The 13,578-nt window shown below is 47.1% G+C and carries 7 protein-coding genes and 7 tRNA genes; 12 read left to right on the top strand and 2 right to left on the bottom strand.

The annotated features are described in order from the left end of the window. The first annotated feature begins 241 nt into the window (after positions 1–241). Positions 242–1,828 (top strand): L-lactate permease, encoded by a 1,587-nt coding sequence (locus tag BIT28_RS18260; protein ID WP_075766369.1) that lies wholly within the window; start codon positions 242–244, stop codon positions 1,826–1,828. 66 nt (positions 1,829–1,894) lie between these two features. Here the strand turns inward: BIT28_RS18260 and BIT28_RS18255 are convergent, their stop codons facing one another. Together BIT28_RS18255 and BIT28_RS18250 are read right to left on the bottom strand one after the other, a co-directional pair. Next, entirely contained in the window at positions 1,895–2,797 is a 903-nt protein-coding gene (locus tag BIT28_RS18255; protein ID WP_075766367.1) for a LysR family transcriptional regulator, read from the bottom strand. A 206-nt stretch (positions 2,798–3,003) separates the two neighbouring features. After that, on the bottom strand, positions 3,004–4,026 hold the full coding sequence (locus BIT28_RS18250) for a PTS sugar transporter subunit IIC (RefSeq protein WP_075766365.1): 1,023 nt from the start codon (positions 4,024–4,026) through the stop codon (positions 3,004–3,006). A 1,014-nt stretch (positions 4,027–5,040) separates the two neighbouring features. Between BIT28_RS18250 and BIT28_RS18245 the strand changes: the two genes are divergently transcribed. The 11 genes from BIT28_RS18245 (at position 5,041) to BIT28_RS18195 (ending at position 13,233) form a co-directional block, all read left to right on the top strand. Then, positions 5,041–7,929 carry a pyridoxal phosphate-dependent class III aminotransferase gene (locus BIT28_RS18245; RefSeq protein WP_075766363.1) on the top strand — a complete coding sequence of 963 codons (2,889 nt, stop codon included), beginning with the start codon at positions 5,041–5,043 and terminating at the stop codon, positions 7,927–7,929. Between the two features lie 100 nt (positions 7,930–8,029). After that, on the top strand, positions 8,030–9,274 hold the full coding sequence (locus tag BIT28_RS18240) for a carboxynorspermidine synthase (RefSeq protein ID WP_075766361.1): 1,245 nt from the start codon (positions 8,030–8,032) through the stop codon (positions 9,272–9,274). 92 nt (positions 9,275–9,366) lie between these two features. Continuing rightward, positions 9,367–10,500 carry a carboxynorspermidine decarboxylase gene (nspC, locus tag BIT28_RS18235; protein WP_075766359.1) on the top strand — a complete coding sequence of 378 codons (1,134 nt, stop codon included), beginning with the start codon at positions 9,367–9,369 and terminating at the stop codon, positions 10,498–10,500. A gap of 264 nt (positions 10,501–10,764) precedes the next feature. Next, positions 10,765–10,838 (top strand) — tRNA-Cys (locus BIT28_RS18230). A gap of 3 nt (positions 10,839–10,841) precedes the next feature. Next, positions 10,842–10,932: transfer RNA gene (locus BIT28_RS18225), tRNA-Gly, on the top strand. A gap of 96 nt (positions 10,933–11,028) precedes the next feature. After that, positions 11,029–11,115, top strand: a tRNA-Leu gene (locus BIT28_RS18220). Positions 11,116–11,126: 11 nt separating this feature from the next. Further along, positions 11,127–11,200 (top strand) — tRNA-Cys (locus BIT28_RS18215). A gap of 3 nt (positions 11,201–11,203) precedes the next feature. Next, a tRNA-Gly gene (locus tag BIT28_RS18210) sits at positions 11,204–11,294 on the top strand. 96 nt (positions 11,295–11,390) lie between these two features. After that, positions 11,391–11,477: transfer RNA gene (locus tag BIT28_RS18205), tRNA-Leu, on the top strand. Positions 11,478–11,488: 11 nt separating this feature from the next. After that, positions 11,489–11,562 (top strand) — tRNA-Cys (locus tag BIT28_RS18200). Between the two features lie 369 nt (positions 11,563–11,931). Then, positions 11,932–13,233: a DUF3644 domain-containing protein gene (locus tag BIT28_RS18195; protein ID WP_075766357.1), complete on the top strand. Its 1,302-nt coding sequence runs from the start codon at positions 11,932–11,934 to the stop codon at positions 13,231–13,233. Positions 13,234–13,578: the final 345 nt, after the last annotated feature.

Genomic DNA, 13,578 nt, shown 5'->3' with positions numbered 1-13,578 from the left:
TGTTTCGTTGACAATATGTTTCTATTTGATTTGTAGGCGTTTGGTTAACTAACTGTTGTTTTGGTAGTGGTAATAATTAAAAAGGTCATTAAAATATTCAACCCACAATAATAATACACTCAGCCTTCAATAATAAAAATGGATGTGTAGTTTACACGTCAAAGTTAGCAAGACCCGAATTACTATACACATGCTGTTTTATATGGCGATAACTGGGTCTGAATACACGGAGTATATTTTAATGACGTCCCTATTTTTATCGGTGATACCAATTGTTATTCTTATTTGGATGATGACAAAGAAGAATGGCGTACCGTCTCATATTGCTTTGCCTATTACGGCAGCAATGGTCGGTGCACTGCAATTGTTTTACTTTGGCACTGATATAACCTTAATTAATGCCAATATCATTGCTGGTATGTTGTCTGCAATCACGCCGATTTCAATTGTTGCTGGTGCTATTCTTTTGAATCGAATGATATATCTATCAGGTGCAGAGGACGTTATTCGTCGCTGGCTGGAAGGTATTAGCCGCAATCAGGTTGCGCAGTTGATGATCATTGGCTGGGCATTTGCCTTTATGATCGAAGGAGCATCCGGTTTTGGTACCCCGGCAGCCATCGCGGCACCTATATTGGTAGGCCTTGGCTTCAATCCGTTGAAAGTTGCCATGCTGGCATTGGTAATGAACTCTGTGCCAGTATCTTTTGGTGCGGTAGGCACACCAACGTGGTTTGGCTTCTCGAATTTGGGGCTGGATGATGTCGCTTTGCTAGAAACGGGCAAGATCACAGCACTCATTCATCTTATCGCTGCTTTTATTATCCCTCCTATGGCATTGCGTTTTATCGTGAGCTGGAATGAAATTCGCCGTAATTACCTGTTTGTTCTTGTAAGTACTTTATCTTGTACGGTGCCTTATTTCTTGCTGGCGCAATGGAACTATGAGTTTCCTGCCTTGGTGGGTGGTGCCATCGGCTTGGTGCTGTCTGTGATTACGGCGCGAAGTGGTTTTGGCCTGGTTCCAACCCCATCATCTGCGGAAAGCACGGCATCTGCTCCCGTTGCGGCGCATGATGTTTTCAAAGCAATGACGCCGACTATTTTGCTGATTGTGATTTTGATAGTTACCCGCATCAAGCAATTTGGCATTAAGGGGATGTTAACGGACAGCACAGAGATGTTCAGTGTGTCCTTTGGTCCGTTGGGAGATTTTAGTATCAGCCAGGCGTTGATATTTAAACTCAGTCACATTTTAGGCACAGATGTGTCTTGGGCATATAAAACACTGTATGTACCTGCGCTTATTCCGTTCCTATTGGTGGTCCTGATCTCAATCCCATTGTTCAGACTACCAGCCGGTGTGGTGAAGCAGATGTTTGCTGAAACTGGAAACCGTATCAAGATGCCATTTATTGCGCTTGTTGGTGCCTTGATTATGGTTAAGCTGATGATGACGGGTGGTGAAAACTCACCCATTATGACAACAGGCCAGGCGTTTTCCGATCTGATGGGAACCAGCTGGCAGTATGTTGCGGCTTATCTTGGTGCGCTTGGGGCTTTCTTCTCGGGATCGGCGACGGTGTCTAACCTTACTTTTGGGGCTATTCAACAAACCATCGCCATTAACGTCGGGTTGCCACAGACAACAATCTTGGCGTTGCAATCAGTGGGTGGCGCTATGGGGAATATGGTGTGTATCAATAATATTATTGCGGTATCGACTATTCTCGGCATTGCCAATAAAGAAGGTTTTATTATCAAGCGAACGGTTGTACCCATGGTGGTTTACGGCGTGGGTGCAGCGATAATGAGTACCCTGATTTAGTGATTTGATATCTGAAAGTATCAATATAAGAAGAGTGTGGCCAGAGATGGCCACACTTTTTAGTGTCTAGAACTTATCTTCATGTTGTCGATAGCATTGATAAAGGTGTTCAATGAATAGCTTTATTTTTGCAGGTTGGTGGCGAGTGTAGGGGTAGATGGCAAAGATCCCGAGACACTTCGCGACCTGGTGCTGTAGCACTTCTACCAGTCTTCCTTCTCTCAGATCGTCGGCGACCAATACTTTGGGCACATATACCAGTCCCTGTCCAATAAGCGCGGCACGCCTTAATGCCGATGCATTGTTGGTACTGAAATTGCCAGCGACTTTAACGGTAAAAGGTGACGATGGCCCTTTGAACAGCCATTCGGTGGCTCCCGTTTCTTGATAGGAATAGGCAAGACAGTTGTGATCTGCCAAATCTTGGTAAGTCTTTGGCTCGCTGCGACGCTCAAAGTAAGCAGGAGCACCACAGATCACCCAATGGGCATCAGCGAGTCGGCGGGCGATAAAACTTGAGTCCGGAAGCACACCGGTGCGGATGGCCAGATCATAGCCTTCCTCGACTATGTCGACGAAACGATTGTCCAGATCCATATGAACCGTGATCTCAGGGTACTTATCGCTAAATTCGGCGATGGCCTGAGGTAAAATCAGCTCTCCGGAAATTGTCGGAACGGTGATACGGATACTGCCGGAAAGGCTCTCACCAAGGCCGCTCATCGCATCCTCAGCATTTTGTACCGAAAGGTATACCTCGCGGGCATGACTGAAGAAGACTTCACCGGCCTCACTCAGGGTAAGTTTGCGTGTTGTGCGGTATAGAAGCTGTACGCCAAGCTCTTCTTCAAGTCGGGTGATACGTTTACTGACAACGGATTTGGTTAAACCAACCTGCTCGGCAGCTTTGCTGAAAGAGCCTTGTTCGATCAGGTGGTAAAAAATCAGGAAGTCATCGGTGTTTCGCATTATTAGTATACTTTTTGCAACAATTTCTAGGGTTGTTGAATTATAGCAATTAAATGTAAGACATTTAGTAAATGAATGAATTGAGGTGCTCGTTTTGCTCTGTTGATCACGTTAGTGATGACTGGATTAATAAGAAGTATTGCGGAAGAAAAGAAAGGCTTACCAAAGGGTAAGCCTATATCGACGTTGTGTCTTACTTTTGATGATTAACCATTTACAAATTGTTGTAATGGAACACGGTCAGCCAACAAACGTTTATAGATCTGGTTACCAATGACACCACCGACAACGCCTGCGAAAGCGGCAGCAACCACTGCCATAAACAGTGTTAGCGGATCGTTGAAGGCGATAGAGGCTAGCAGTCCTGGAATCGGTGCTGCACTGCCTGGGGCATCATTGATAATACCGAAGTAGGCGGCGATGGTACCTGCCATGGCACCACCGAGGAAGTTCGACATAAAAATAGGCACAGGGTTACGGGTAACGATATGGGCCTGAGTGAGAGGTTCCAGCATCACACTAACGGTGTTACTGGACTTGCCGAGCTTGAGGCTGTGGAAAATATACCCGTTGGTAAATGAACCACCGACACAGGCGATGGCTGCAATTCCCATCGGCAAGCCCGTCAAACCGAGCATAGCTGTGAGTGCCATTGAGCTGAGCGGTGAAGTACAGACCATCTTAATCAGTCCGCCTAGCAAGAAGCCCATAGCAAGCGGCGATAGCAGGGTAGCTTCGGTGATCATATTGGCCAGTGTGCCCATCAGCATATCCAGTCCCGGGCTTATGAAGATACCAAGTAGTCTGGCCAGTGGTGCCAGGGTCAAGACACCGACAATGACATCGACGCCTTCGGGAAGGTATTTCTTAAATAGCGGTGTTGCGAAAGAGAACAGGTAACCGGCAATGAAGCCCTCGAGGATCCCGAGATTAGCCATAGCTAGACCCGTGACGATGGCAAAGACAGGTTGTACTCCCATTCGTAGCATGACGAGAGTAGCCGCCGCGACACCCCCCATGCCACCGACCATGTTGCCAAAATCAGCCAAATACTCGATGCCAAGCAGGTTCCCCATGACATATTTATGAATGGCTTCAACCAGAAAGGTCGCAATGGCGGCATCAGCAAGACCACTCATAGCCGCACTGCCGTTGGGAGCCTTGAAACTGAATACTGAAAACAAACCCAATGCTGCCAGTAGTGCAGCAATACCGAGGATAATTTCCATATTATTTCCTTATCATTGTTTTTAGGGCGAATGAAAGCAGAGCTACGCCCAAAGTATTAAATTAATTGATGAATGAAGAGAGAAGCTGAAATTAACCGGGATCGGGTATCGTGATTTTGAGGTGGAAGTTGAGTTTTGCCAGAGAGATGAAGTAAGCCATGCTTGACAGACTGTCAGCGTATGTTTTACCTCAGGGGAGGAGCTGGCCTATACAAGCCGATAGTTTCTTCTTTGACAGAAAATGACTGTTCATAACGATCACCATGCCGAGACGTAGTTTAAATTAACTTTGATTCCTGTTGATTAACCTAACATAACTCTGTTGTATGATTTTTGAACTGCTTCATGTTCTGTTGTGAAATCAGGTTTATATCCTTAAGGCGAGTCACATTGTATTAAAAAAGTGTCAACGGATGCGGTTAGGCAAAGTGTCGTTATCGCTATATATAAGAGAGGATAATCTCAGTTTTGATAGGGGCGGGCAGCTTGTGAAATAACACTTGGCATCCAGACACACAATATGTTACTTTTCTGCGCAATCTCAGGGGGCAGTATTACTGAGACATATGCGTTGTGATGAATTCAGGCTGATTGTGTCACAACGTGCCGTAGGTACTGGCGAACCTTTCGTCAGTAGAAGGGCATTAATAGCGCGGACCTGCCACCAAATAGAGCAGGAGCATATTGAAGGAACCCAACATTGAAAACACTAACATTGAAAACCCAAATCAGCTTAGTCTTACCTAACTGCAGTATTATTACTGAACCTTGATATTTCCTATCTAAATCATTTCAGCTTTTTGCTGTAAACCTGTTACCTCATTAGCTTTTGGCTGATGGTATCTTTGTGTTTACCGGCAGGAAAAGAATACCTGACAATCCTAATGACCCTCTATGTGGCTATGTAATGTATTAATCAGATTGCATGCTATATAAGTTGAGTCGGATATTACCTCAGGTATGTTCTGCCGAGCGTCATGTTTCATATGACGTGTTAATTATTGGATGACACCCATGAGTAATGTGTTTGATTTAGACGATATCAAGCTAGCCTCAAACGTACCGGTTGTACATGAATTGTACGATTTGACACCCGATGAACTGCTGCTGAGTCAGGAGCATTATGAGTCGGAAGTGCGCTCCTATCCGAGAAGGCTGCCTCTTGCTATCAAGAAAGCATCAGGCGCGCTGGTGGAAGATAGCCGAGGCCAACTATTTCTAGACTGTCTGGCTGGTGCCGGAACACTGGCTCTGGGTTATAACCACCCAGAAATCAACCAGGCAATTATCGAACAGCTAAACCAGGGGCTGCCGTACCAGACTCTGGATATGACAACCCCGGCCAAAGATAAATTCATCAAAGAAGTGATGAACTTCCTACCGGATGATTTTGCAGCCAACGCCCGTATTCAGTTCTGTGGCCCTTCCGGTGCCGACGCTGTAGAAGCGGCGATTAAACTGGCCAAGCAAACCACTGGCCGAAACACGATGGCGGCTTTCCATGGTGCCTACCATGGTATGACTAACGGAACCATGGCGTTGATGGGTAACCTGGGGACGAAAGAGCGTCGTCAGGGGCTGATGGCAGATGTCCACTTCCTGCCGTTCCCATATAGCCTGCGCTGCCCGTTCGGCCTGAAAGGCAATGAAGGAGCCAAACAAAGCATTCGTTATATCGAACGTATGCTGAGCGACGATGAAAGCGGCGTACAGAAACCCGCGGCGATCATTGTTGAGCCTGTGCAAGGCGAGGGTGGGGTGATCCCGGCTCCGGCTTTCTGGCTACAAGAGCTGCGTCGTATCACCAAAGAACATGGCATTCTGCTGATCCTTGATGAAATCCAGTGTGGTATCGGTAAAACCGGTCACCGTTTTGCGTTTGAAGAATCAGGCATTACCCCAGACATTCTTTGTTTGTCGAAAGCTGTCGGTGGCGGTCTGCCGATGTCTGTATTGCTCTTTGACAAGTCGATTGATACCTGGCGTCCGGGTGAGCATACCGGCACATTCCGTGGTAACCAGCTGGCAATGGCGACCGGTGCAAAAGCGTTGGAAATTATTCGTCGTGATCACCTGGTAGAGCATGCCGAAAAAGCTGGCCAGTACCTGCGTGAGGGCCTGGAGCGCATTGCCGGATATACCGATTGTATCGCTGAAGTACGCGGCAAAGGTTTGATGCTGGGTGTTGAGATTGTTAAGCCAAACAATCAGAAGAACAAGTTCGGTGAGCCTGAAGCCGATCCTGAAATGACGGCGAATATCCAGCGCGCTGCGTTGGAGCGTGGTCTGATCATCGAAAAAGGCGGACGTCAGGGTTCTGTTCTGCGTTTTCTGCCACCGTTGATTATTAGCTACGAGCAAATTGATTTTGCCCTCGAAGCGTTGAGCAAGGCCATTCTTGCTACAGCTGGCCCGGCAACAATTTCAGAAGCCAATGCGGAATCGGATCAGGAGCAGTGGCGTTCGTACTTCATCCACACCGGTGAAGGCGGTGCAGACGAGCTTGAGGTTGCGCTAAACCAGACCACACAAGTTCTGAAACAAGTTTTCGAAGCGGCTGATGCGCCGTACTCAGGGCTCGAGCCGCTGGTACTGAAAAACTTGATCAACAACATCGAGCTGGACGATCAGCAGCTGCCGCTGGAGACAGTCATTGAGCAGACTGGAGAACTGATCGCCAAGAACTCGATCATGGTTCAGCATCCAAGCTGCATTGCGCATCTGCATACACCGCCTTTATTGCCAGCGGTTGCCGCCGAGGCATTTATCAGCTCATTGAACCAGTCAATGGACTCATGGGATCAGGCAAGTTCTGCAACTTATGTGGAACAGAAGGTTGTCGATTGGTTGTGCGGTGTTTATGAGCTTGGCGAGCAGGCTGATGGCGTGTTTACCAGTGGTGGTACCCAGAGCAACCTGATGGGCTTGTTGCTGGCACGTGACTGGGCGGCAGATACGATTTCCGGCCATAACATCCAAAAAGAAGGTTTGCCGGATTATGCGGGCAAACTGCGTATCCTATGTTCTAAGAAGTCTCACTTCACGGTACAGAAATCTGCATCGCTGCTTGGACTGGGTGAACATGCCGTGGAGTGTGTCGATACCAACCCAGATGGCACAATCAAGCTGGCCTCGCTGGTGACGACCATAGAGTCGATGAAAAGCGAAGGCTTGATGCCGTTTGCCCTTGTGGGTACAGCAGGGACGACCGATCACGGTGCGATTGATGACCTGGCTGGTCTGGCAGATGTTGCCCAGCAGCACAACCTGTGGCTGCATGTTGATGGCGCCTACGGTGGCGCGTTGATCTTGAGCCGCCATAAGACGCGCTTGCACGGTATTGAGCGAGCAGACTCGCTCAGCGTGGACTTCCATAAGTTGTTCTATCAGCCAATCAGCTGCGGTGCGGTATTGCTGAAAGACAAAGAGCACTTTAAATACCTGCTGCACCATGCTGATTACCTGAATCGTGAAGATGATCTGCTGCCAAACCTGGTCGACAAGTCGATTGCTACTACTAAGCGCTTTGATGCACTGAAAGTGCTGATGACGATGCAGTGTGTGGGCACCCAGGCGCTTGGCGCGATGTATGATCATTTGCTGGGACAGGCGCAGCAGGTTGCCGATTTGATCAATCAGTCTGCTGACTTTGAATTGCTGGCCGATCCCGCTTTGTCGACGGTATTGTTCCGCTCCCTTGGCGATCAAACAGTCGATATCGATCAGTTCAACAAGCAGCTGCGTATTGAAGCTCTGGTGAAAGGTGTTGCTGTATTGGGTGAAACCGTGGTCGACGGAAAAGTGGCACTTAAGTTCACTATTCTGAACCCGTGTCTGACGATGGCTGATTTCGAAACCTTACTTAACGATATTAATGATCTGGCCCGTACGCTGGTTGATTAATTGATTTACTAACAATAGGTGCTGCTGCGCACTGGCTGGAAACAGTTGTGGCAGCACCAGCGTTCTAAAACGTATTGATTATTAACGGAAGAAAATAACGATGGCTATTCTACAAATTGGTGCTGGTGGTGTTGGCTGGGTAATTGCGCATAAAGCAGCTCAAAACAACGACGTTCTTGGTGATATTACGATTGCATCCCGTACTGTTTCTAAGTGCGAAAAAATCATTGCGTCGATCCAGAAGAAGAACAACCTGAAAGATCCATCAAAGAAGCTGGAAGCACGCGCTGTAAATGCTGACGACGTTGAAGCATTGGTTGCCCTGATCAAGGAAGTACAGCCTGATCTGGTTATCAACGCTGGTCCTCCATGGGTGAACATGGCAATCATGGAAGCGTGTTACCAGGCCAAGGTATCTTACCTGGATACATCTGTAGCGGTTGACCTGTGCTCTGAAGGCCAGCAGGTTCCACAGGCCTACGATTGGCAGTGGGGCTACCGCGAGAAATTCAAAGAAGCGGGTATCACAGGCATTCTTGGTGCCGGTTTCGATCCGGGCGTAGTAAGCGTATTTGCCGCTTATGCGGTTAAGCACCTGTTTGATGAAATCGACACTATCGATGTGATGGATGTTAACGCCGGTGATCACGGCAAGAAGTTCGCAACTAACTTCGATCCAGAAACAAACATGCTGGAAATCCAGGGTGATTCTTTTTACTGGGAAGATGGTGAGTGGAAGCAGGTACCATGTCACACCCGTATGATGGAGTTCGACTTCCCGGAAGTAGGCAGCCACAAAGTTTACTCGATGGCGCACGATGAAGTTCGCTCTATGAAGGAATTCATTCCTGCCAAGCGTATCGAATTCTGGATGGGCTTTGGTGACAAATACCTGAACTACTTCAACTGCATGCGCGATATCGGCCTGCTAAGCCCGGATCCTGTAACGCTACAAGACGGTACTGTGGTTGAGCCGCTGAAAGTACTGAAGGCTATCCTGCCAGATCCAACGTCTCTGGCGCCGGGCTACACCGGTAAGACCTGTATCGGTACTTGGGTTCAGGGTAAAAAAGACGGCAAAGAGCGCAGCGTGTTCATCTACAACAATGCTGATCACGAAGTAGCTTACGAAGATGTTGAGCATCAGGCGATTTCTTACACCACTGGTGTTCCGGCTATCTCTGCTGCGCTTCAGTACTTCCGCGGTACTTGGGCAGAAGCTGGCGTGTTCAACATGGAACAGCTAGACCCGGATCCGTTCCTGGAAACAATGCCGGGTATCGGTCTGGACTGGCACGTACAAGAGCTGGAAGTGGGTCAGCCTCTGATCAACATCCTTAAGTAACAACTTAACCCCAAAATAAATAGTATTGATAAAGCTGGTATTCCGATACCAGCTTTATTTAGTTTACGGATCTGCAATACACGGACCGAACAATGAACAAGACTGATCTAAAAACCCCTTTCTTCATGATTGATGAAGAAAAGCTGATTGCCAATCTGGAGAAGGCCAAGCTGCTGAAAGAGCTGTCTGGCGTGAAGCTGGTATTGGCTCTGAAGTGCTTCTCGACCTGGGGCGTATTCGACATCATAAAGCCTTATTTGGACGGTACGACCAGCAGTGGTCCGTATGAAGTGAAGCTGGGCTATGAAACTTTCGGTGGCGAGACGCACGCATACAGCGTTGGCTACAGCGAAGATGACGTCAAAGAAGTGGCTGATATCTGCGACAAGATGATTTTCAACTCGCAAAGCCAGCTGGCGGCTTACCGTCATCTTGTTGAAGGCAAGGCGTCGTTAGGGCTGCGTTTGAACCCGGGCGTGAGCTATGCCGGTCAGGATTTGGCGAACCCGGCGCGTAAGTTCTCGCGCTTGGGTGTTCAGGCAGACAATATCGACCCGTCAGTGTTTGAAACGCTGGACGGTGTGATGTTCCACATGAACTGTGAGAACAAAGACGTTGATGCCTTTATCGCTTTGCTCGATGCTATTTCTGAGCAGTTCGGTCCATATCTGAATAAGCTTGATTGGGTGAGTCTGGGCGGTGGCGTGTTCTTTACCTGGCCGGGTTACCAGCTTGAAAAGCTGGCTGCGGCATTGAAGGCATTCTCTGAAAAGCACGGTGTTCAGCTGTATTTGGAGCCGGGTGAGGCTATCATCACCAAGACGACGGATTTGGTTGTTACCGTGGTTGATATCGTTGAAAACGAAGTCAAGACAGCGATTGTAGATAGTGCGACCGAAGCGCACCGTCTTGATACGTTAATCTACGATGAGCCTGCCTCTATCGCAGAAGCAAGCGACAGCGGCGATCATCAGTATGTGATTGGTAGCTGTTCTTGTCTGGCGGGCGACCAGTTCTGTGTGACTCAGTTTGAGCAGCCGCTGGAGATTGGTCAGCGCCTCCATATTATGGACAGCGCAGGCTATACCATGGTGAAGCTCAATTGGTTTAACGGTTTGAAGATGCCGTCGGTGTACTGTCAGCGTCAGAATGGGGACATCGAAAAACTGAACGAGTTTGGCTACGACGACTTTAAGCGCTCGCTGTCACAGTGGAGTGTTAGCTAGTTCAGCTTCGTTTTTGAATCATAAAGGCCGCACTGCGGCCTTTATTGTTTTAAGCTGTGCGTCTTCAGTGCAAACAGGGTGTGTTGTGTTATTGATCAGTTTTTGCATGGTTTATCGCTGCTTTTGTTGCTTTTTGAGCAGTTGAAAGAAAATCGACATTTTTTCATTGACTCATTATTTAAAATCAGTAAATTACACCTCGTACCGCAGCGGGGAGACTCGTTAAGCGGTAAGTCGAAAGACTGCTTTTATATGTAACACGAAGGCGCGTTGGCAGAGTGGCTATGCAGCGGATTGCAAATCCGTGGACCTCGGTTCGACTCCGGGACGCGCCTCCATTTGCGACACTAGCTCAGCTGGTAGAGCGCAACCTTGCCAAGGTTGAGGTCACGCCTAGCTCCTCGAAGATCGGGAACCTCGTGTGTCGCTCCAAATTTTGCGATATTGATGTACTCAGTATCAAAGATGGTGTCTAACCGCTTTTTTATAAAGCACATTGGTTAGGAGCATCGCAATCAAGAATTGCGTGCCCTGGTGGTGGAATTGGTAGACACAAGGGATTTAAAATCCCTCGACGTTCGCGTTGTGCCGGTTCAAGTCCGGCCCGGGGCACCATCTAAATATAAGGCGCGTTGGCAGAGTGGCTATGCAGCGGATTGCAAATCCGTGGACCTCGGTTCGACTCCGGGACGCGCCTCCATTTGCGACACTAGCTCAGCTGGTAGAGCGCAACCTTGCCAAGGTTGAGGTCACGCCTAGCTCCTCGAAGATCGGGAACCTCGTGTGTCGCTCCAAATTTTGCGATATTGATGTACTCAGTATCAAAGATGGTGTCTAACCGCTTTTTTATAAAGCACATTGGTTAGGAGCATCGCAATCAAGAATTGCGTGCCCTGGTGGTGGAATTGGTAGACACAAGGGATTTAAAATCCCTCGACGTTCGCGTTGTGCCGGTTCAAGTCCGGCCCGGGGCACCATCTAAATATAAGGCGCGTTGGCAGAGTGGCTATGCAGCGGATTGCAAATCCGTGGACCTCGGTTCGACTCCGGGACGCGCCTCCATATTTTAGTTTGATAATTAAATATCGAACTTAGAAGGTTATTACCTTAAACAATAAACCAGCTTCGAGCTGGTTTTTTTGTGCCTGAAGTTTGGAGTTATCACTTTCCAAATTTTCCCTCCTGTCTATCTCCTGTTCCCTGTGTAAATTTCCTGTGTTGATGAACTGTGTGTAATTTTCGTGCCACCATACCCAAGGCTGAATTTCTATGTTTCTGGTCTGAGTCCGGTGGTAGTGTTTCTGTGTATTCTTGTGTCTGATTTTTCCTGGTATCTCGACTCTAAAAAACGCGTAATTATCAAAGAATAAATGAAATGAGTTTGATATCTTGAGTTTGGTTTTTTTACTTTAATCAGTAACGAAGGTATGTATGTCGAGAGATAGTGCACAGAAAAAGTTTTTTGAGTTTCTAAAGGAGAAGCAACGCCAACAAAAAACATTTACTAAGCAAGAAGTCATAGGTGCCACTGGCTGGAAACCAAACACTTTCAATTCTTACTTTAGCAAAGGGCAAATTACCCAGTTCTTATCCTTTCTAGATGGTGATGAGTATGAAGCAGTTAACACCTTAGATATAGGCTTCGTTGAATTCAAAAAGCGCTTGTCCCAAAGTAAGCATTATCAAGAATTAGGCCACAAGTGTAAATCAAATCTAGCTAAGGCTCTAATCAAAAAATCCCGCGACAACATGATGCTGGCACTCGAACTGTATAACCGACCGTCACTAGAGAACAAACTTGATGGGTTCGTGATGCTATTCTCAACATCCTGGGAGCAGTTACTGAAGTCGATGATTATCGAGTCTGATGGTGAAATGGCAATTTACTGTAAGCCGACCAAAAAGGGCATTAAGCAAACTATTTCTTTGCGGAATTGTCTAGATAAAGTATTTAAGAGTGGTGATAAAACACGTAAGAATATCGAGCTTATCGCTGGATGGCGAGATGATGCCGTTCATCTGCTAATGCCTGAGCTTCAAGGTTTGGCATCACGTGTATTCCAAGCAGGAATCCTTAACTATTCATCGAAATTTGAAGAATTCACTGAAGTTCAATTTTTACAGTCTCAGCATTCTGGAATGATCTCTTTAGTGGGCGATTTCAAGTTACCACCCAAATCACTATTGAAAAGCTATTATGGTGAAGCAGCAGAGGAAATGTTGGAGTTAGCTAAAACAGTTCAGGACGAGATAGAACGGACAAATGATATCGAGTTTGCGATACCTATCAATGTCTCGCTGGTGTATGCGAAGGATGATGCAGAAGGCCAAATAATTATCGCTAAGGCCAACGGGAAAGCAGAGGATCTAGAGCAGCTTAAGAATGCCTTGATTGTTCAAAAAACGGTTGATCCAGAACAATCACATAAATATAGCCAAGCAACAGCGATTAGGGCTATTAACGAACAGTTAAAAGTACGCTTCGAACCAACTAAATTGAAACGCTGCTTGGTTGCTAAGGATAAAAAAGGCGAGCCAACTTTCAACAACAATTGTTTTCAAGCGATTGTAGGTAAATTGAAATGGAAAAGGAGTAACAATGAGTTTCATCATCATCAAGCTCTGGCTAACAGACACATATACTCGCAACAGGCTGTCGAAGAGATAGTTCGTCGTTTAACTCAAGATGAAAATTATCTGCAAGAAGCCAAGAGTTGTTGGAACAATCGGTAGTTAGAGCTGCAGCTATTAATTAGGGACCCGTGTTTCCTAGTTGTGAGCGAACCAACTCTTAGAACCGGACACTAACCTTAATAGAGGTGCTTATTAGGTAAGTGTCCACCTTATTATCCGCATCTAATTAGCATATGGGCATATATTCATATTGTATTTCACAACTAGAGAGATATGCCTAACTATGCAAAAACGCTTTAAGTTTACGACGACATAATTTCAATCTTTACCTCCCAATGATCCTTCCTCTAGAGCCAAAGAAGCGTATGCGCCCCATAAACCCACGGGGCGGTTATTAATGTGAGAAGTTCCAGGGGAGCAATGCATTGATATCCGGCTCTGGCT

The organism is Photobacterium proteolyticum, assembly GCF_001939735.1.
Taxonomy (GTDB): Bacteria; Pseudomonadota; Gammaproteobacteria; order Enterobacterales; family Vibrionaceae; genus Photobacterium; species Photobacterium proteolyticum.
The sequence above is the reverse complement of the archived record's forward strand: the minus strand, read 5'-3'. Positions and strand labels throughout refer to the sequence as shown.